We start from the raw sequence: 16,959 nt of genomic DNA, 5'->3' as shown, positions 1-16,959 counted from the left end.
TTCGTATCGAGGGGAGACGCTGTGCCAGGAAGACCGCGAGACGCCGGCCGCGACGTCGCCATCTTCGACGCGACGCTGGCGCTGCTGATCGACGTCGGCTACGACCGGTTGTCGATCGAAGCCGTCGCGGCGGCGGCCGGGGTGGGGAAGGCGACGATCTACCGCCGCTACCCGGGCAAGGCCGCGCTGGTCGCCGCGGCCGTCGACCACCGCGCGGGCGCGACACCGCCCGATCCCTCGGCCGGCGACCTCCGCGGCGCGCTCCTCGAGACCGTGAGCTGGCTCGCGCGGGAGATCGCCGAGCAGCAAGTCGGGCTGCTCGGCGCGGTCTTCGCCGGGATGCGCGGCGATCCCGACCTCGCCGCGGCGATGCGGCGGATCCTGCACCGCGACCAGGCCGCGATGACCCGGAAGCCGCTGCGTGACGGACTCCTGGACTCGCGTGGCGCCGCGCTCTTCGCCGAGATCGTCCCGGCGATGCTCGTCCACCGGCTGGTCGTCGCCGGAGAGCCCGGCGACGAGCCCTTCCTCGAGCACCTCGTCGACGACATCCTGTTGCCCCTGCTGAAAGAGGAATCCCCGCGATGATCGTGATCACCGGCGCGACCGGCGCCCTCAACGGAGCCACCGTCGAGCACCTGCTCACCCGCGTACCGGCCGAAGAGATCGGCGTCAGCGTGCGCGACGTCGCGAAGGCGCGGTCCTTCGCCGACCGCGGCGTGCGGGTGCGGCCCGGTTCCTACGAAGACCCCGCCGCCTTGCGCGAGTCGTTCGAGGGTGCCGACCAGGTGCTGCTCGTGTCGTCCAACGACCCGGCCGCCGACGGCGTCGCCCTGCACCGCACCGCGATCGAGGCGGCCGTCGCCGCGGGCGCCCGGCGGATCCTCTACACCAGCCACCAGAACGTGCGCACGGACAGCTCGTTCGCCCCGGCCCGGGACCACAAGGCCACCGAGGAGATCCTCGCCGGGTCCGGGGTCGCCTGGACGTCGTTGCGCAACGGGTTCTACGCCCACAGCCTCGCCTGGCTCCTTGGTCCGTGGCGGGAGACCGGCGAGATCGTCGCGCCCGAAGACGGCCCGGTTTCGTGGACCCACCGCGAGGACGCCGCCGAAGCAGCCGCGGTGATCCTCGCCGGGCGAACCGTCGACGGTCCCGTCACGATCACCACCCCCACGGCCGTCACCTTCGACGACCTCGCCGCGCTCGCCGCCGACCGCACCGGTCGCGAGGTCAAGCGGGTGGTCGTCGACGACGAGCGGTGGGTCGCCGACCGGATCGCGGCCGGCACACCCGAACCCATGGCCCGCATGCTGCTGACGTTCTTCCCCGCCGCGCGGCGGGGCGACTTCGCGGAAACCGGTCCCCGGCTGAGCGAACTCCTCGGACGGGAGCCGCGGCCGGTGGCGGCTGCGCTCGCGGCCTAGACCGTCGCGCCCCGGGGCGCCGTCGCCGTGATCACCTTCGCCGCACGGTCCACATCGGACTCCGTGAGGTCGGCTCGCGCGGTCAGCCGGAGCCGCGAAATCCCGTCCGGCACCGACGGCGGCCGGAAGCACCCGACCCGGATGCCCTGCTCCGCGCACGCCGCCGCCCAAGCGACGGCCGTCTCCGCGGACGGCGCCTGTACCGAGATCACAGCCGCCTCCGGCAGGCTCACCTTCAGCCCGGCCGCCTTCAGCGACATCGCCAGGTTGCCCGAGTTCTCCAGCACCTTGCCCGCCAGCCCTGGCTCTTCCTTGAGCGCGTGCAAAGCGGCCAACGCGGCCGCGACGCTCGCGGGCGCCAGAGCGGTGTCGAAGATGAAGCTGCGCGCGGTGTCCACCAGGTGCTTGATCACGCGACGCGGCCCGATCACCGCACCGCCCTGGGCGCCGAGCGACTTCGACAGCGTCACCGTCGTGACGACGTCGGGCGCGCTCGACAGCCCGGCCGCGTGGACCGCGCCGCGGCCGCCTTCACCCAGGACGCCGAAGCCGTGGGCGTCGTCCACGACCAGCGCCGCGCCGTGCGAACGGCAGATCCCGGCCAGCTCGCCGAGCGGGGCGAGGTCACCGTCGACCGAGAACACCGAGTCGGTGACCACCAGCGCCCGCGGCTTGCGCCGGGTCGCCAGCGCGTTCTTGATCGCGGACGGCGTCGCGTGGGCTACCGCGGCGACGTCGGCCCGCGAGAGGCGGCAGCCCTCGATCAGCGACGCGTGGATGTACTTGTCGGTGACGATCGCGGACTCGGCTCCCGACAGCGCCGTGACCGCGCCGAGGTTCGCGGTGAAGCCGGACGAGAACACCAGCGCCGCCTGCGCGCCGCAGAACCGGGCGAGCTCCAGCTCCAGCTCGGTGTGCAGCTCGGTCGACCCGGTGACGAGCCGGGACCCGGTCGAACCGGCGCCCCAGCGCAGCGCGGCGGCCGCGGCGGCCCCGGCGACGCGCTTGTCGCGGGCCAGCCCGAGGTAGTCGTTACCGGCCAGGTCCAGCTCGTCCGCCTTCGCGGGACGCGGCCGCAGCTGCCGCACGAGCCCCGCGTTCGCCCGCTTCTCCGCCTCGGTGTCGAGCCAGTCGAAAACCTCATCAGGCGGGAGCGTCGGCGGCGTAGTCACGTCCTGCAGTCTCGCATCCGGGCGCGGCGTGCCCGTGCAGCAGGGCCCGGAAACGCCGGAAGCCCCGGACCGGTGCGGTCCGGGGCTTCCGAAGCGGGAAATCAGCTGTCGTAGCCGCGACGCGGGCCACGGCTCGGGCGGCCGTAGCCACCGCCGTTGCCCGAGCGGGGCTGACGGCCGCGGCCGCCGAAGCCGGCGGGACGACCCTCGCGGGAGCCCTGGGCGTACCCGCCACGGTCGCCACCGCGGTCGCGGTCGCCGCCGGTGTAGCTGCCCCGGTCACCGCCGCGGTCCCGGTCGCCGCCGCGGTAACCGCCGCGGTCGCCGCCCCGGCTGTAGCCGCCGCGGTCGCCACCCCGGCCGTAGCCACCGCCGCCGCGACGCGGGTTCTCGCGCCGCCGCTCGATGACCGGTTCGCCACTGGGCTCGCGGGCACCGGTGATGCGGGACAGCGCGTCGTCACCCGGACGGACCATCGTGGACTCGGCGCGCACGCCGGCCCGGTCGGTCATCCGCTTGACCATGCGGCGCTGGTCGTTGGTGACCAGCGTGACGACGACACCGGACGCGCCGGCGCGCGCCGTGCGGCCCGCGCGGTGCAGGTAGTCCTTGTGGTCGGCCGCCGGGTCGACGTGCAGCACCAGCGAGATGTCGTCGACGTGGATGCCGCGCGCGGCGACGTCCGTGGCGACCAGCACCGGGGCGTGGCCTTCCTTGAAGTCGGCGAGGACGCGGTTGCGCTGCCCCTGCGTCTTGCCGCCGTGCAGCGCCTGCGCGTTCACGCCCTGCTCGCGCAGGCGCTCGGTGAGGCGGTCGACGTGGTGCTTCGTCCGCACGAACATGATCGTGCGGCCCTCGCGGGCGCCGATCTGCGTGATGATGTCCTGCTTGTCCTGGTGCGACACCTGGAGCACGTGGTGGTCCATGGTGTCGACGCTCGCGGTCGACGGCGCGACCGAGTGCGTGACCGGGTCGGTCAGGTACTGGCGGACCAGGCGGTTGACGTCACCGTCGAGCGTCGCCGAGAACAGCAGCCGCTGGCCACCCGGCGGGGTGAGGTCGAGGATCTCGCGGACCTGCGGCATGAAGCCCATGTCCGCCATCTGGTCGGCCTCGTCGAGCGCGATGAAGTTGCAGTCGCCCAGGTGCGCGGTGCCCTGCCGGACGTGGTCCGACAGCCGCCCCGGGGTGGCGATCAGCAGGTCGACGCCGCGGGAGAGCGCGTCCGCCTGGCGGGCGAAGGCCATGCCGCCGACGGCCGTGCGGCACCACAGGCCGAGCGACTTGGCGAGCGGGGTCAGCGAGTCGGCCACCTGCATGGCCAGCTCGCGGGTCGGCACCAGGATCAGCGCGCGGGGGCGCTTCGGACGGGCCTTGCCGCCGTCGAGCCGGGCGAGCATGGCCAGGCCGAAGGCGAGGGTCTTGCCCGAGCCGGTCTGGGCGCGGCCCAGCACGTCGCGGCCGGCCAGGGCGTCCGGGATGGTCGCCGACTGGATCGGGAACGGGTTGGCGATGCCCGCCTCGGCCAGCGCGCGAAGCAGCGGCTCCGGCAGGCCCAGCTGGGCGAAGGTCTTGGTGGCCACGGTCTCGACCGCGTCGTCGCGCAGCATGTCCCCGCCGGCCGGGCGCTGGCGCGGCTTGCGGTCGGGACGGTCCGCGCGCGCGGACGTCGAGGTGTGGCCGGAATTGAACGTGACTGTCACAAATGCCTCTCGGACGTGGTTCGTCACAAGGAGGCCCGGGCTCCCCGCGCGCAGGCAGGGCAAGATGGTGTGCGGTGGGCGTTCACAGGGACGGACCCCGGCACACTGTGTCTTGCACTTTCCGACACTGCGCGCCGCTTTTTTTGGAATTACAGTGGAATTACGGTGGGATTGCGGATCACCGCGAGCCATTCGGTGGCTCTGGAGGCGACGGACACCAACTCATCCACGCCGCCGGTTGCGGTCTGTACAGACTGTACCTGAAGGGGAGCTGGTCCTCCGCATCGAGGTGACCCGTTGTGGGCGGCGTCGCAGGCGTGTTCCACGCCACAACCCGCGACGCCGCCGCGGATTCACCCGAGCCCGGCGGCGGAAACGAGCGCCGCCAGCAGCTCATCGGTGCTGGTGACGTGCTCGCCGAGGCCCCGGCCGTGGAACCAGCCGGCGAGGTTGCGCACGTCCCGCGCGAGGAACTCGACGCCGCCGGGGTTGGCGACGACGTCGACCACCTGCGGCAGGTCGATCACCACCAGCCGGCCCCGGTGCACGAGCAGGTTGTACGCCGAGAGGTCGCCGTGCGCGAGGCCTTCCGACGCGAGCAGCTCGAGCGCCGCGGTGGCCTGGAACCACAGGTCCGTCAGCTCGTCCGGCTCCGGGCGGACCTGGGCCAGGCGCGGCGCGGCCGTCCCGTCGTCCTCGCCGAGGAACTCGAGGAGCAGTTCGGTGCCGGTGCGCTGCACCGGGTACGGCACCGGCGCGCCCAGTGTCCACAAGCGACTCAACGCGGCGAACTCCGCGACGGCCCACTGTTCGGCGACGAGGTTGCGGCCGAACGCGGTGCGCTGCGCCATCGCCCGGTTCTCCCGGGACCGCCGCATCCGGCGCCCTTCGAGGTAGCCCGCGTCGCGGTGGAACAGCTTGTGTTCGTCGCTGCGGTAGCGCTTCGCGGCGAGCAGCGTGCCGGGGGTGCCGGGCAGCCCGCGCCGCAGCAGGTGGACGTCGGCCTCCTTGCCGGTCTTGAGGACGCCGAGGTCGGTGTCGACGGCGGCGAGCTCGGTGACGACCCACTCGGGCCGGGGCAGCGGGCCGTGTTCGGCGTCGTCCCAGGTGGACCAGCGGTCGGCGCCGTCCGGCAGCCGGTTTTCGGTGTAGGCGTCGTCGCGGAGCTTGGCGAGCCGGACGCGCTCGCCTTCGGTGAGCCGGCCGCGGCGGACGGGTTCGGGTTCGTCGAACCGCTCGCGGCGGCCCGGCCGCGCGCGGCGGGCGAAGCGGTCGTCGGGAAGGTCGAAGTCTTCGGAATCGTGCTGGCGCACTGGTGGGGTTCTCCTTGGTCAGGGATGCCCCACCGGGCGCGTGATCAGCCTCGGGGGGCGGGTGGGTGAGGGCTCGAACAGGCCCGGACATCCATCACGACGGCACCTCCCCGCTCTCGACCCCGGCTCCCTGCCGGATGCGGTTCAGCTTGCCGGACCGATCCGCGGCCGCGCAACCGAATAGCGCGAACGGACCGTTCGCGACGTTTCCTTGAATTCGCCCCGCTGCCGTGACCACGATGAACGGGCAGGCAACACCCGAGGAGGGGCGGATGGATTCCTACGACGTCGTGGTCGTCGGCGGCGGTCACAACGGGCTGGTGGCGGCCGCGTACCTGGCGCGGGCGGGCCGGTCGGTGCTCGTGCTCGAACGGCGCGGGGAGACCGGTGGCGCCGCCGTGTCGTTCCGCGCGTTCGACGGCGTCGACGTCCGGCTGTCGCGCTACTCCTACCTGGTCAGCTTGCTGCCCCGGAAGATCGTGGCCGATCTCGGCCTCGACGTGCGGCTGCTGCGGCGCCGGATGTCGTCCTACACGCCCACGGGCGACTCGGGTCTCCTTGTCGACACGGGGGACGGCGGCCGGACGGCGGCGTCCTTCCGCGCGGTCACCGGGTCGGCGGCGGACTTCGCGGCGTGGCGCCGCTTTTCCCAGCTGACCGGGGGCGTCGCCGGACGCGTCTTCGGCACCCTCACCGAGCCACTGCTGTCCGAAGTGGACTTCCGCGACCGGGTCGGTGACGCCGAAGCGTGGTCCGTGTTGTTCGAGCGGCCGATCGGCGAGACGCTCACGTCGTGGTTCGGCGACGACACGGTCCGCGGCGTCGTGCTCACCGACGCGCTGATCGGCACGTTCGCCGCGGCGGGCGAGGGCGGCCTGCGCCAGAACCGGTGCCTGCTCTACCACGTGATCGGCAACGGCACCGGCGACTGGGACGTCCCGGTCGGCGGCATGGGCGCGGTCACCGGCTCGCTCGCGGCGGTGGCCGCCGCCGCGGGCGCGCGGCTGGTGACCGGGGCGGAGGTGCTCTCGCTCGACCCGGACGGCGAGGTGCGCTACCGCAGTGACGACGCCGAGCACGTCGTCCGCGGCGGGCACGTCCTGGCCAACGTCGCGCCGGACACGCTGGCGCGGCTGCTCGGCGAGGAGCCGCGCCGGCGGCCGGAAGGCGCGCAGCTGAAGGTGAACATGGTGCTGTCGCGGCTGCCGAAGCTGCGCGACCCGCACGTCGACCCGGTCGAGGCGTTCGGCGGCACGTTCCACGTCAACGAGACGTACACCCAGCTCGAAACGGCGTACCGCGAGGCGGCGGCGGGGAAGATCCCCACGCTGCCGCCGTGCGAGATCTACTGCCACTCGCTGACGGACCCGTCGATCCTCGGCCCGGCCGAACGCGCGGCCGGCGCGCAGACCCTGACGCTGTTCGGCCTGCACATGCCCGCCCGCCTCTTCGAGGGACGCAACGAAGAGGCGCGCGAAGCGGCGTTGCGTGCGACGCTGGCTTCGCTGAACAGCGTGCTGGCCGAACCGATCGAGGACTGCCTGCTGACCGCGCCGGACGGAAAACCCTGCGTGGAGGCGAAGACCCCGCTCGACCTGGAGGCCGAGCTGGGCCTGCCGGCCGGGCACATCTTCCACCGGGACCTGTCCTGGCCGTTCGCCTCGGATCCGGCGCAGGCGGGCAAGTGGGGCGTCGAGACACCGCACGAACGCGTCCTGCTCTGCGGCGCGGGCGCGACGAGGGGAGGTGGTGTCAGCGGCATCCCCGGCCACAACGCGGCGATGGCGGTACTGGGTGGGTGAGCGCGGTGGTCACGCGTGCTCGGTGCACAGGCACTGGACGCCCGGCTCGATCCACTCCTGCCCGGCCCACTCCGGATGGCGCCCGACGAGCACCTCCCGCACCTCGGCGGCGATCGCGGCCACGCCGAGGCCCGAGTCCCGGCGGCGCCAGGTCTCGTCGCGCAGCTCGCGCAGGTAGTCCCGGACGTCGGTGAGCACCGCGACGCCACCGACCTCTCCGTGCCCCGGCACCACCGTCCGCGGGGCGGCCGGCGCCAGCCGGTCCAGGACCGCGAGCCAGCCGACGCCGGTGGCGTCGGTGTCGTGCGGCGGGAACCACGGGAGGATCGCGAACTGCCCGGTCTCGGCCAGGTCGCCGGTGAACAGCACGCCGGCGTCCGGTACCTCGACGACCTGGTCGCCGATGGTGTGGCCGCGGCCCGTGGGGCGCAGGCGGACGGTCCGGCCGCCGAGGTCCAGCTCGTGGTCGCCGTCGAACACGACGTCGGGGACGGGCACGCGCACGTCTTCGAGGCGGCGGGCGACCACCTCGCCGAGGCCGCGGAACATCTCGAGGTAGCCCGCGCCCTTGGTGGCGAGGTCGTCGGCCTGGGCGCGGTTGACCAGGTACGTGGCCTCGCCGGCGAACACCTGCGCGCCGTAGGCGTGTTCGGGGTGGAAGTGCGTCGTGGTCAGGTACAGGCGACGGCCGTTCGCGACTTCGGCCGCGAAGGCGAGCACCTCCGCGGCGTTCGCGGTGCCGAGGCCCGTCTCGACGACCAGGACGGCTTCGGTGCCGCCGACGACGCCGATGTTGGGCACGAGGTCGACGCCGTGGTTCGGGATCACCAGCAGGTCCGGCGCGAGCTCCTGGGCGCCGGTCACCCGCACGGCGGGATCGGTCAGGTCGGTCATGTCCCGATTCCACCGCCATGACACCGGCGCCGTCCAAGACCGATTGCGTGGCGCCGATACCCGGTGGACATCGTCGCCGGTCGGCGTCACCCGCCGAGCCGGTTCGGGGCGGCGGTGCTGCGCTTCGACGACGGTTCGGCGTTGACGAGCGCTGCACCGGACTCCCGCCCACGCCGTGAAACCGCCGTGCCGCTGGGAGGTCTTGAAGCTGCGCGGGTTCGGTGCGCGTGACACCCGCGGGAGAAGATCGGGGCTGCTACCGGCGCCGTCGGCGTGCTCTGCGGCCTGCGGGCGTCCGACCGCACTGGTTCGCGTGTGACCTCCGCCGTGCCGACTGCCGTGCGAACCGCCTATCGTCCCTGGTCATGGAGCTGCGCACGCTGCGGTACTTCGTTGCCGTCGCCCAAGAACTCCACTTCGGCCGGGCCGCCGTGCGCCTGCACATGAGCCAGCCGCCGCTGAGCCGGGCGATCAAGCAGCTGGAAGCCGACGTCGGCGCCGTGCTGCTGGTGCGTTCCGCCGCCGGTGTCGCGCTCACCCCGGCCGGCGCGACCCTGCTGGAGGAGGCGCGCGCCCTGCTCCGCCAGGCCGAGCAGGCGCGCGTGCGCGTGGCCGCCGCGGCCGGTGCTGCGACGATCACCGTCGGCCTCCTCGCCGACAGCGCCGACCCGGACGCGACGCGGCTGGCCGACGCTTACCGCCGGCAGCACCCCGGCGTCGAGGTCCGCGTCCGCGACACGGACCTGACCGACCCGACGTGCGGGCTGCGCGCCGGGCTGGTCGACGTCGCGCTGACCCGCGGGCCGTTCGACGAGACCGGCCTGACCGTGCACCGGCTGCGCGCCGACCCGGTGGGCGCGGTGCTGCGCGCCGACGACCCGCTGGCCCGCCGCGACCACCTCGAGCTGGCCGACTTGGCCGGGCGGCGCTGGTTCCGGTTCCCGGAGGGCACCGACCCGGTCTGGCAGGCGTACTGGCACGGCGGCGAACCCCGCGAGGGGCCGGTGGTGCGCGCGGTCCAGGAATGCCTGCAGGCCGTGCTGTGGAACGGGACCGTCGGGCTGATGCCGCTCGGCCACCGGCCGCCGGGAGAGCTGACCGTCGTGCCGGTCACCGACCTGGCGCCGAATCCCGTGGTCGTCGCGTGGAAGGCCGCCGGCCCGCTGGTCCGGTCGTTCGTGCGGCTCGCGAGCGACGCGTATCAGACGACCGGCGGGCGCCGGACGTCGTAGAGGTCCCAGTCCAGCTGCCAGAACGCGTCGATGCCGTGCTCGCGGATGTACCTGCGCTCGGTGTCGTGCACCGGGAAGCAGCCGGCGATGCTGATGGGCGCGCCCCCGATGTCGATCAGCGTGTACTGGTGGGCGTCGAGGCCGGCGGGCGCGCACACGGCGAAGGCCGTCATGGCGGACTCGGGCGCGATCGGCTCGCCGAAGTCGATGGTGTCGCCGTAGACGAACGGGCAGGTGCCCCGCAACTGCTCGGCGAGGTAGCCGATGGCGAGCGCCCAGACCGGGTCGTCGGACCGGACGCTGATCCACAGTTCCGGTTTCACGCCGTGCCATTCGGCGTGGTCGGCGAGCGAAAGGCCGTAGGTCGCGCCGGTCAGGTACCGCGGTTCCGGCTCGTCGGCGTAGACGAACGCGACGACGTCGTCGAGCCCGGGGTGGGTCGACGGGATCGGCTGCAGCCGGGGCTGGGTGCTCCCGGTCAGGGTGTCGAGATGGGCGACATACCGCTCGGCACGGCTTGGCATGGCGGGCAGCATACGACCGGACGGCCGAGCGCGCGGGGCAATCCCGGTGGCCCGGGCGCGGCTGGATCGGGCAGGGTGGGGGACATGCGAGTCCTCGTGATCGGCAGCGGAATCGGCGGCGCGGCAACGGCCTGGCACCTGGCGGCGAGGGGCGCGGAGGTGGTCGTGGCGGACGCGGCCCGCCCGGGGGCGGCGACCGAAGCGGGCGCCGGGATCGTCAGCCCGTGGACGTCGCGCTGGGAAGACGCGCTGTACCCGCTCGCGTCGGCGGCCGGCCGGTACTACCGGGAGCTCACCGCCGAGCTGGCGGGTTCGTCGTTCGAAGTCGTCGGCGGGATGATCGTGTCGGCCGAGGAAAGCGAGCTGGCCGAGGCCCAGGAGCGGCTGACCGCGCGGGCGGCGGACGCGCCGGAGATCGGCGAGATCCGGCGGCTCGACCCGGCGCAGGCGCGGGCGCTGTTCCCGGCGCTGGCGCCCGGGCTGGGCGCGGTGCACCTGGCGGGCGCGGGCCGCGTCGACGGCCACCAGCTGCGGCGGGCTCTGCTGTCGGACGCCGAGCGCCGGGGCGCGAAGTTCGTCGAAGGCGAGGTGGCGTTCCGGGCCGACGGGACCGTGGCGAGTCCGTCGGGCCCCGTGGAAGCGGACAGCGTCGTGGTCGCGGCCGGCGCGTGGAGCCGGGAACTGCTGGCGCCGCTGGGGATCGACCTGCCGGTGACGCCGCACCGCGGCCAGATCAGCCACTTCGACCTGCCGGGCACGGACACGTCGGCGTGGCCGGTGGTGCTGCCGCGCACGAGCCACTACCTGCTGGCCTTCGCCGGCGGCCGCGTGGTGGCGGGCGCGACCCGCGAGGCGGAGTCCGGCTTCGACTACCGCGTGACGGTGGCCGGCCAGCGCGAGGTGCTGGACAACGCGCTGACGGTGGCACCGGGCCTCGCGGACGCGACACTGGCGGAGACCCGCGTCGGCTTCCGCCCGGGCACCCCGGACGGCTTGCCGGTGCTGGGTTCCCTGCGCCCCGGACTCGCGGTGTGCACGGGCTTCGGCGCGGGCGGGCTGACGAACGCGCCGTACGCGGGGAAGCTGATCGCGTCGGTGGCGCTCGGGGAGGACCCGGGGTTCGACCTGACACCGTTCGCCCCGGACCGGTTTTGACGGGCTTCAGCCCTGCGTGCCGAGGAGGACTTGCTGTCGCTACTCGCGATCCTCGGCGGCGCGGCCGCCTGGCTCGGGCGCACTCTTCGAACGGGCCGTCAGCCCTCCGTGACCAGCTCCAGCGCGTGCTCGCCCGTGCGCTCGACCACCAAGCCCGCCTTCGTGATCACCTTCACCAGTTGGTCCACAGTGGACGGTTCGGCGCGCGTGATCGCCAGCTCGCGCGCCAGGCGGCCCTTGTACGCCTTGTTGAAGTGGCTGACCGTCACGCGCTCGCCGCGGGCGTTCTCCGTCACCACGCGGACCGTCACCGCGTCCGGGCGCAGCTTCGCGAACGCCGAGTACGTGCCCGAGCGCAGGTCCACCACCAGGCCCTCGACCTGCTGCAGCACCGGCTCGAGCACCGGTTTCCACAGCCCGCGGACCGTCCCGACCGACGGCAGCGAGTTGCCGCCCGACAGCCGGTACGCGGGGATCGGGTCGGCCGCCGACACCACGCCGAACAGCGACGACGTCACCGCCAGCCGCCGGTGCGCCTTCGCCAGGCCTGCCTTCGTGAAGCTCTTCACGTCGAGCGCGTCGTACAGCACGCCGGTGTAGCGGCGCAGCGCCGGCATCGTCGGCGACCTCCACAGGTCCGCGTTGCGCGCCACCTCCCCGGCCTGGCGCTCGGTGAGGCCCAGGGCCGCGACGCTGGCCGGGACGTCGGCGGCCAGCTCGACCAGTGCGTCGGCGAGCTTCGCGCGCGCCGGGTTCAGCTCGGGGAACGAAAGCTCACCGAGGTCGAGCGGACCGCCGCGGCCGCCGTCGGCCTTGGTCTCGGAAGGAGGAAGGAGCACCAGCACGCACCGAGCGTACTGTGCCGATGGTCGCCCATCCGGCCACAGCCACGGCCGAACGGCTTCGTGTCAACGATTACTGCCGTGCAGGTGGCAGCCTGCTGGTGGCCGGATCGGCAAATCGGGGTGCGCGGCCGCCGCCGTCCGGCCTAGCCTCCCGCCATGGACCTCACCTGGCGCCCGTTGACCTTGGACGACGTCCCCGCGCTCGCCCGGCTGTACGCCGCGGCCGAGGAGGTCGACCGGACGGGTGAGCACTTCAGCGCCGAAGACCTCCGCGAGGAGCTCGAGGGACCCAACGTCGACCTGGCCCGCGCCACCACCGGCGCCTGGGCGGGCGACACTCTCGTCGGCTACGGCCTCGTCCGCCGCCGCGACGCCGCGAACCCCGTCCACATGCTGCGGATCCAGTCGGTCGTGCACCCCGGGTACCGGACCGACGCCGTCGGCGCTCACCTGGTCGAGTGGTTCTCGCGGACGGGCCGCGAGGTCAACGAGCGCACCTTCCCGGGCGCGCCTTTCGAACTGCACCACGGCCGGCACCAGAACGAGCGCTGGATCGCCGATGTCCTCACCGGCGCCGGGTACGTCCACGCGCGGACGATGGTGAACATGCGCGTCGGCCTCGCCGACCTGCCGCCGCAACCGCCGCTGCCGGACGGTTTCGCCGCGGTCCCGTTCGACTTCGAGCGCGACCTCGCCGTGCTCGACGCCCGCAACGACACCTTCGGTGACCACTGGGGCAGCACGGTCTACGAGCCCGCCGCCTGGCGCCACCTGGTCACCGGCTCGAAGGACTTCCGCCCCGACCTGTCGTTCCTGGTCCTCGACGGCGACAAGGTGCTCGCGTTCGTGCTGAGCCACTTCTACGCGTCCGAGGCCGCGGCGACGGGCATCCGCGAGCACTACGCCACCTGGGTGGGCACGCGGGCGGTGCTGCGCGGCCGCGGCGTCGCGTCCGGGTTGCTGGGGCACACCCTCACGGCGGCGAAGGCCGCGGGCTTCGATCGGTCGGCGCTGAACGTCGACGTCGACAACGCGCACCGCGCCCTGGGCGTCTACGAGCGGTGCGGATACCGCGTCGACGACGAATGGCACGTCTACGTGCTCACCGCCGAACGAGGTTGAGCAGCTCCTCGCCTTTCACGTACCTCCGCAGCTGCTCGGCCGCCAGCTTCTTCGCGCGCGGATAGAACGACGCCGAGCCGCCCGCGATGTGCGGGGTGATGACCACGCCCGGCGCCGTCCACAGTGGATGGTCCGCGGGCAGCGGTTCCGGGTCCACGACGTCGAGGCCCGCGCGCAGCCGCCCGGTGCGCGTTTCCGCCACCAAGGCGTCGGTGTCGATGGCCGTGCCGCGGCCGACGTTCACCACCAGCGCGTCGTCGGGGAGCGCGGCCAGGGCCTTCGCGTCGAGCAGGCCACGCGTCGCGGGCGTGTCCGGGAGGACGAGCACCACGATGTCCGCCTCGGGCAGCAGGCCCGGCAGCTCGGCGACGCCGTGGACGCCGTCGTCCGGGCGCGCGCGGCTCGCCACCCGCGTCACGACGGCCTCGGCGGCGACGAGCTGGCGTTCGATCGCCTGCCCGATCGAGCCGTGGCCGACCAGGAGCACGCGGCTGTCCGCCAGGGAGCGCGTGTGCTCGCGCACCCACTCGCCCCGCGTCTGCTGCGCGAACCAGCGAGGCAGGTCGCGCTGCGCCGCGTGGATCAACGCGAGCGCGTGCTCGGCGACGCTCAGGTCGTGGAGCCCTCGCCCGTTCGCGAGCAGCACGCCCTCGGGCAGCAGCGGCACCAGCGCCTCGACGCCGGCCGACAGCGACTGCACCACGCGCAGCGACGGCAGCTCCTTGACGAGTTTCGGCGGCGCGGGCCCGCGGTCGTAGGGCAGCACGTAGAACTCGACGTCACCCAGGTCGGCCGGGGGAGGCTCGACGCCGTCGTAATAGGCGGCTTCGATCCCTTCCGGCACGTCGATGTCGGTCCAGGGCAGCAGTACGCGAGCGCTCATGCCGCCTTTCTACCCGCTGCCGCGCCGACCGGCCGCGCAGGTCCGTGACCAGGCCTTATGTCTCATCCCGACACGCAGAACCCGTTTGGATCGCCGGTGCGGCAGGTTTCCGGGATCCGGTGAAGTTTCTGCTCACAGCACTAGCGGCCACCACCGACAAGAACGGGCCGCCGAGTAACCCGTTGGAGTCACGGCGGGGCGATTGACTACCCTGAGCGGGACTTTCACACCCGCCCGGCGCAGGGAGCCCCCCAGTGATCACCAGGACTTCGTCGTTGTTCCTTCGCACGTTGCGCGAGGATCCGGCGGACGCCGAGGTACCGAGCCACCGGCTCCTGGTACGCGCCGGCTACGTCCGCCGGGTCGCCCCGGGCGGGTACTCCTGGCTGCCGCTGGGCCTCCGCGTGCTGCGCCGCATCGAGAACATCGTGCGCGACGAGATGAACGCCATCGGCGCGCAGGAGATCCAGTTCCCCGCGCTGCTGCCGAAGGAGCCCTACGAGGCCACCGGCCGCTGGACCGAGTACGGCGACGCCCTCTTCCGCCTCAAGGACCGCAAGGGCGCCGACTACCTCCTCGGCCCGACGCACGAAGAGCTCTTCGCCCTCACTGTGAAGGGCGAGTACAGCTCGTACCGCGACTACCCGGTCACGCTGTACCAGATCCAGACCAAGTACCGCGACGAAGCGCGTCCCCGCGCCGGCATCCTGCGCGGCCGCGAGTTCGTCATGAAGGACTCCTACTCCTTCGACCTCGACGACGAAGGCCTGGAGCGCTCCTACCAGGCCCACCGCGACGCCTACGTCAAGCTGTTCGACCGCCTCGGCCTCGAGTACGTCGTCGTGAAGGCGACGTCGGGCGCGATGGGCGGCTCGGCGTCCGAGGAGTTCCTCGCCGTCGCCGAGACGGGCGAGGACACCTACGTCCGCAGCACCGAGTCGGGCTACGCGGCGAACGTCGAAGCCGTCGTCACGCCCGCGCCGCCCGCCCAGCCGATCGAGGGCCGGCCCGAGGCGCAGGTGCACCACACGCCGAACACCCCGACCATCGAGACGCTGGTCAACTTCCTCAACAACGCGGACCTGGGCCGCACGTTCACGGCGGCGGACACGCTGAAGAACGTCATGCTCAAGACGCGTCAGCCGGGCGCGAAGGAGTGGGAGCTGGTCTGCGTCGCGGTCCCGGGTGACCGCGAAGTGGACATGAAGCGCCTCGAAGCGTCGCTCGAGCCCGCCGAGGTCGCGCTGCTCGACGAGGCCGACTTCGCGAAGAACCCGTTCCTGGTCAAGGGCTACATCGGCCCGAAGGCCCTGCAGGACAACGGCGTGCGCTACCTCGCCGACCCCCGGATCGTCCCCGGCACCGCCTGGGTCACCGGCGCCGACAAGGTCGACCACCACGTCGTCGACCTGCTGGCTGGCCGCGACTTCACCCCGGACGGCACGATCGAGGCCGCCGAGGTCCGCGAGGGCGACGCGTCGCCGGACGGCCACGGCACCCTGGTCGCCGCGCGCGGCATCGAGATCGGGCACATCTTCCAGCTCGGCCGCAAGTACACCGACGCGTTCGAGGTCGACGCGCTCGGCCCCGACTCGAAGCCGATCCGGATCACGATGGGCTCCTACGGCGTCGGCGTCTCCCGGCTGGTCGGCGTGCTCGCCGAGCAGAACCACGACGACCTCGGCCTGATCTGGCCGCGCGAGGTGTCGCCGTTCGACGTGCACGTCGTCATCGCGGGCAAGGACGACGCGGTGCGCGCCGGCGCCGAGAAGATCGCCGCCGAGCTGGACGCGGCCGGCCTCGAGATCATCCTCGACGACCGCAAGGCGACCCCCGGCGTCAAGTTCGCCGACGCGGAGCTGGTCGGCGTGCCGACGATCCTCGTGGTCGGGCGCGGCCTGGCCAGCGGCGTCGTCGAGGTCAAGGACCGGCGGACGGGCGAGCGCGAAGAGATCGCGGTCGACGCCGTCGTCGAGCACCTGGTCAAGCTCGTCCGCTCCTGATGGGGCGGTTCTCCCGGCGTGCCGACGACCCGACGCCGGGGTACGAGGACAACGCGGCGCTTCGCGGGTTCGGCGGCTACGAACCCGCGGACGCGCCGCCGCCCGAAGCTCCGCGGGCGCGGCCGAAGCGGATCCGCCCGGCTCCGAAGCCGCAGAGGTGGCGGCGAGCGCCGTGGCTCGGGCTGGCGCTCATCGCGTTGATCGCGGGGGTGCTGAACGCGCTGGGTGTCGGCAAGCCGCGTCCGGCTGCTTCGTCGCCGGAACCGCCGTCGCCGGTGGTCGTGACGCCGTCGCCGCGGGTGGTCGTCCCGGCCGCGGTGCCGGGCGGCCGGCCGGTGGCGGGCCGCGACGGTGCGTACGCCTACGACGTGCCGGCGGGCTGGGAACCGGCCCCGGGCACGCAGCACGGCTGGTCCGAATCCGGGATCCGGCTGGTCACGAGCGCGTTCCTGGGCAAGGACTTCTGCGCGCACGCCGACCTCGGCGGCGCGGGAGTCACGACGGAACCGGTGCCCGACCCGGAGGCGGCCGCCCGCACGGCGGCGACGGACGTGGCGGCGGGCGCCTACGGCAGCGTGCCGCAGCTGGGTTCGGCCACGGACGCGCAGGTCACGAAGGCGGACGGCACGAAGATCCCCGCCCGCGTCGTGGTCGCCGAAGTGGTCCCGGCGGAGCCGGGGGAGTGCGGGGCGAAGCACGCGCTGGTGGCGGCGATGGGCTTCGGCGGAGCTTCCGGGGAGTCGGCGGTCGTGGTGGCGTACGCGGACCGCGACCGTTCCGGACCGACGATCCGCGAGGACCTCGTCAAGATCGTGGAGAGCTACCGGTTCGTGCCGGTGGCGAACCGGAGCACGACCACTCCGCCGCCGACCACCCGCCGCTGA

General features: G+C 73.3%; 15 protein-coding genes. 8 read left to right on the top strand and 7 right to left on the bottom strand.

The window, feature by feature from the left end; all coding sequences use genetic code 11:
- Positions 1–21: 21 nt before the first annotated feature.
- Entirely contained in the window at positions 22–588 is a 567-nt protein-coding gene (locus OG738_RS00355; protein ID WP_329050233.1) for a TetR/AcrR family transcriptional regulator, read from the top strand.
- A complete protein-coding gene (locus OG738_RS00350) occupies positions 585–1,427 on the top strand; it encodes an NmrA family NAD(P)-binding protein (protein WP_329050231.1) in 843 nt (280 codons plus the stop codon). The genes OG738_RS00355 and OG738_RS00350 overlap by 4 nt, the downstream gene beginning before the upstream one ends.
- On the opposite strand, the gene OG738_RS00345 is transcribed toward OG738_RS00350, so the two are convergent.
- The 3 genes from OG738_RS00345 to OG738_RS00335 form a co-directional block, all read right to left on the bottom strand.
- The gene (locus OG738_RS00345; protein ID WP_329050229.1) at positions 1,424–2,599 is read right to left on the bottom strand and encodes an 8-amino-7-oxononanoate synthase; all 1,176 of its coding nucleotides are present in this window, start codon (positions 2,597–2,599) and stop codon (positions 1,424–1,426) included. The genes OG738_RS00350 and OG738_RS00345 overlap by 4 nt on opposite strands.
- A gap of 101 nt (positions 2,600–2,700) precedes the next feature.
- Complete coding sequence (locus OG738_RS00340) at positions 2,701–4,302, bottom strand: DEAD/DEAH box helicase (RefSeq protein WP_329050228.1); 1,602 nt, start codon at positions 4,300–4,302, stop codon at positions 2,701–2,703.
- Between the two features lie 353 nt (positions 4,303–4,655).
- On the bottom strand, positions 4,656–5,615 hold the full coding sequence (locus OG738_RS00335; RefSeq protein WP_329050226.1) for a serine protein kinase RIO: 960 nt from the start codon (positions 5,613–5,615) through the stop codon (positions 4,656–4,658).
- A 272-nt stretch (positions 5,616–5,887) separates the two neighbouring features.
- On the opposite strand from OG738_RS00335, the gene OG738_RS00330 reads away from it, so the two are divergent.
- A complete protein-coding gene (locus OG738_RS00330; RefSeq protein WP_329050224.1) occupies positions 5,888–7,417 on the top strand; it encodes a phytoene desaturase family protein in 1,530 nt (509 codons plus the stop codon).
- A gap of 9 nt (positions 7,418–7,426) precedes the next feature.
- Here OG738_RS00330 and OG738_RS00325 read toward each other — a convergent pair whose 3' ends face one another.
- The gene (locus OG738_RS00325) at positions 7,427–8,311 is read right to left on the bottom strand and encodes an MBL fold metallo-hydrolase (RefSeq protein WP_329050223.1); all 885 of its coding nucleotides are present in this window, start codon (positions 8,309–8,311) and stop codon (positions 7,427–7,429) included.
- A gap of 365 nt (positions 8,312–8,676) precedes the next feature.
- On the opposite strand from OG738_RS00325, the gene OG738_RS00320 reads away from it, so the two are divergent.
- Positions 8,677–9,543 (top strand): LysR family transcriptional regulator, encoded by an 867-nt coding sequence (locus tag OG738_RS00320; RefSeq protein WP_329050221.1) that lies wholly within the window; start codon positions 8,677–8,679, stop codon positions 9,541–9,543.
- On the opposite strand, the gene OG738_RS00315 is transcribed toward OG738_RS00320, so the two are convergent.
- Entirely contained in the window at positions 9,513–10,067 is a 555-nt protein-coding gene (locus tag OG738_RS00315; RefSeq protein ID WP_329050220.1) for a suppressor of fused domain protein, read from the bottom strand. The genes OG738_RS00320 and OG738_RS00315 overlap by 31 nt on opposite strands.
- An 84-nt stretch (positions 10,068–10,151) precedes the next feature.
- On the opposite strand from OG738_RS00315, the gene OG738_RS00310 reads away from it, so the two are divergent.
- Positions 10,152–11,222 (top strand): NAD(P)/FAD-dependent oxidoreductase, encoded by a 1,071-nt coding sequence (locus OG738_RS00310; RefSeq protein WP_329050218.1) that lies wholly within the window; start codon positions 10,152–10,154, stop codon positions 11,220–11,222.
- A 98-nt stretch (positions 11,223–11,320) separates the two neighbouring features.
- On the opposite strand, the gene yaaA is transcribed toward OG738_RS00310, so the two are convergent.
- Positions 11,321–12,067, bottom strand: a complete 747-nt coding sequence (yaaA, locus tag OG738_RS00305) for a peroxide stress protein YaaA (protein ID WP_329050217.1) — start codon at positions 12,065–12,067, stop codon at positions 11,321–11,323.
- 156 nt (positions 12,068–12,223) lie between these two features.
- Between yaaA and OG738_RS00300 the strand changes: the two genes are divergently transcribed.
- Positions 12,224–13,189 carry a GNAT family N-acetyltransferase gene (locus OG738_RS00300; protein WP_329050215.1) on the top strand — a complete coding sequence of 322 codons (966 nt, stop codon included), beginning with the start codon at positions 12,224–12,226 and terminating at the stop codon, positions 13,187–13,189.
- Here the strand turns inward: OG738_RS00300 and OG738_RS00295 are convergent.
- On the bottom strand, positions 13,170–14,072 hold the full coding sequence (locus OG738_RS00295) for a 2-hydroxyacid dehydrogenase (RefSeq protein ID WP_329050214.1): 903 nt from the start codon (positions 14,070–14,072) through the stop codon (positions 13,170–13,172). The two genes, OG738_RS00300 and OG738_RS00295, sit on opposite strands and share 20 nt — an antisense overlap.
- Positions 14,073–14,326: 254 nt before the next feature.
- Here OG738_RS00295 and OG738_RS00290 point away from each other — a divergent pair, with 254 nt between their 5' ends.
- Both OG738_RS00290 and OG738_RS00285 read left to right on the top strand, forming a co-directional pair.
- Positions 14,327–16,075: a proline--tRNA ligase gene (locus OG738_RS00290; RefSeq protein WP_329050212.1), complete on the top strand. Its 1,749-nt coding sequence runs from the start codon at positions 14,327–14,329 to the stop codon at positions 16,073–16,075.
- Complete coding sequence (locus OG738_RS00285; protein ID WP_329050211.1) at positions 16,075–16,959, top strand: hypothetical protein; 885 nt, start codon at positions 16,075–16,077, stop codon at positions 16,957–16,959. The genes OG738_RS00290 and OG738_RS00285 overlap by 1 nt, the downstream gene beginning before the upstream one ends.

This window comes from Amycolatopsis sp. NBC_01488, from assembly GCF_036227105.1.
Lineage (GTDB): Bacteria > Actinomycetota > Actinomycetes > Mycobacteriales > Pseudonocardiaceae > Amycolatopsis.
This window is presented reverse-complemented; position numbering and strand designations above follow the sequence as displayed.